Source organism: Tenacibaculum aquimarinum, assembly GCF_022478115.1.
GTDB classification, from domain to species: Bacteria; Bacteroidota; Bacteroidia; order Flavobacteriales; family Flavobacteriaceae; genus Polaribacter; species Polaribacter aquimarinum_A.
The window spans coordinates 1-2,500 of sequence record NZ_JAKGSC010000011.1 but is presented as its reverse complement, the minus strand read 5'-3'; the positions used below and the strand labels follow the sequence as shown (position 1 = coordinate 2,500).

The 2,500-nt window shown below is 47.3% G+C and carries 2 rRNA genes (1 of these 2 cut by a window edge); both read left to right on the top strand.

The window, feature by feature from the left end:
- Positions 1-2,252: ribosomal RNA gene (locus L1S33_RS13115) — 23S ribosomal RNA — on the top strand (it extends 623 nt beyond the left edge of the window).
- Positions 2,253-2,351: 99 nt separating this feature from the next.
- Positions 2,352-2,461: ribosomal RNA gene (rrf, locus tag L1S33_RS13110) — 5S ribosomal RNA — on the top strand.
- Positions 2,462-2,500: the final 39 nt, after the last annotated feature.

Below are 2,500 nucleotides of genomic sequence, written 5' to 3'. Positions count from 1 at the left end.
AGGTTAAGGATTTAAGGTCCGGAGCCGAAGCGAAAGCGAGTCTGAATAGGGCGAACATAGTTAGTAGTAGTAGACGCGAAACCGAGTGATCTACCCATGGGCAGGTTGAAGCTGTAGTAACATACAGTGGAGGACCGAACCAGTTGACGTTGAAAAGTCTTTGGATGACCTGTGGGTAGGGGTGAAAGGCCAATCAAACTCGGAAATAGCTCGTACTCCCCGAAATGCATTTAGGTGCAGCGTTGAGCGAAAGTTTTATAGAGGTAGAGCTACTGATTGGATGCGGGGGCTTCACCGCCTACCAATTCCTGACAAACTCCGAATGCTATAAAATGTTACTCAGCAGTGAGGGCATGGGTGCTAAGGTCCATGTCCGAGAGGGAAAGAACCCAGACCATCAGCTAAGGTCCCCAAATATATGTTAAGTTGAACTAACGAGGTGAAACTGCTTAGACAGCTAGGATGTTGGCTTGGAAGCAGCCATTCATTTAAAGAGTGCGTAACAGCTCACTAGTCGAGCGGTTTTGCATGGATAATAATCGGGCATAAACATATTACCGAAGCTATGGATTTATACTAAGTATAAGTGGTAGGGGAGCATTCTATGTGTGTAGAAGGTGTACTGTAAGGTATGCTGGAACGCATAGAAAAGAAAATGTAGGCATAAGTAACGATAATGCGGGCGAGAAACCCGCACACCGAAAGACTAAGGTTTCCTCAGCGATGCTAATCAGCTGAGGGTTAGTCGGGACCTAACGCGAACCCGAAAGGGGTAGTGGATGGACAACAGATTAATATTTCTGTACTTCTTATAATTGCGATGGGGTGACGGAGTAATGAAAACACCGCGTACTGACGGAATAGTACGTTTAACTAAAAAGGTATTAGATTGGTAGGTAAATCCGCCAGTTTAGCTGAATTAGGAAAGTACCACAAGGCTTCGGCTGCGTGGAGTGTGTGTAAGGGCTTCCAAGAAAAACCTCTAAGCTTCAGATTATAAGAACCCGTACCGTAAACCGACACAGGTAGTTGGGATGAGAATTCTAAGGTGCTCGAGAGATTCATGGCTAAGGAACTAGGCAAAATAGACCCGTAACTTCGGGAGAAGGGTCGCCCCACTTCGGTGGGGCCGCAGTGAAAAGGTCCAGGCGACTGTTTATCAAAAACACAGGGCTTTGCTAAATTGAAAGATGATGTATAAGGCCTGACACCTGCCCGGTGCTGGAAGGTTAAGTGGAGTTGTTAGCTTCGGCGAAGCAATCAAATGAAGCCCCAGTAAACGGCGGCCGTAACTATAACGGTCCTAAGGTAGCGAAATTCCTTGTCGGGTAAGTTCCGACCTGCACGAATGGTGCAACGATCTGGACACTGTCTCAGCCATGAGCTCGGTGAAATTGTAGTATCGGTGAAGATGCCGATTACCCGCAGCGGGACGAAAAGACCCCGTGAACCTTTACTATAGCTTCGTATTGGTTTTGGATAAGTAATGTGTAGGATAGGTGGGAGACTTTGAAGCGGCGTCGCTAGGCGTTGTGGAGTTGTCCTTGAAATACCACCCTTTGCTTATCTAGAGTCTAACTCAGCAATGAGAACAGTGCGTGGTGGGTAGTTTGACTGGGGTGGTCGCCTCCAAAAGAGTAACGGAGGCTTCTAAAGGTTCCCTCAGTACGCTTGGTAACCGTGCGTAGAGTGCAATGGCATAAGGGAGCTTGACTGAGAGACATACAGGTCGATCAGGTACGAAAGTAGAGCATAGTGATCCGGTGGTTCCGCATGGAAGGGCCATCGCTCAAAGGATAAAAGGTACTCCGGGGATAACAGGCTGATCTCCCCCAAGAGCTCACATCGACGGGGGGGTTTGGCACCTCGATGTCGGCTCGTCACATCCTGGGGCTGGAGAAGGTCCCAAGGGTTGGGCTGTTCGCCCATTAAAGTGGCACGCGAGCTGGGTTCAGAACGTCGTGAGACAGTTCGGTCTCTATCTGCTGTGGGCGTTAGAAATTTGAGTGGATTTGACTTTAGTACGAGAGGACCGAGTTGAACTGACCGCTGGTGTACCAGTTGTTCCGCCAGGAGCATTGCTGGGTAGCTACGTCGGGAAGGGATAAGCGCTGAAAGCATATAAGCGCGAAACCCACCACAAGATGAGATTTCTTTAAAGGGTCGTAGGAGATTACTACGTTGATAGGCTATAGGTGTAAGTGCAGTAATGCATGTAGCCGAGTAGTACTAATAACCCATAGGCTTATGTAGGTCTTCCCTTCTTCGGAAGGGAGACGAAACTCTTTGATAATTTATGATATTATTTTACTTTTATGTCAACTTATACAGTTGAAATATACTGAACATTTTAAGGTGATTATAGCGATGGGGCTCACCTCTTACCATTCCGAACAGAGAAGTTAAGCCCATTTGCGCCGATGGTACTGCCAATAGGTGGGAGAGTAGGTCGTTGCCTTGCTTTTAAAGCTCTTAGTTAATTTAACTAAGAGCTTTTTTT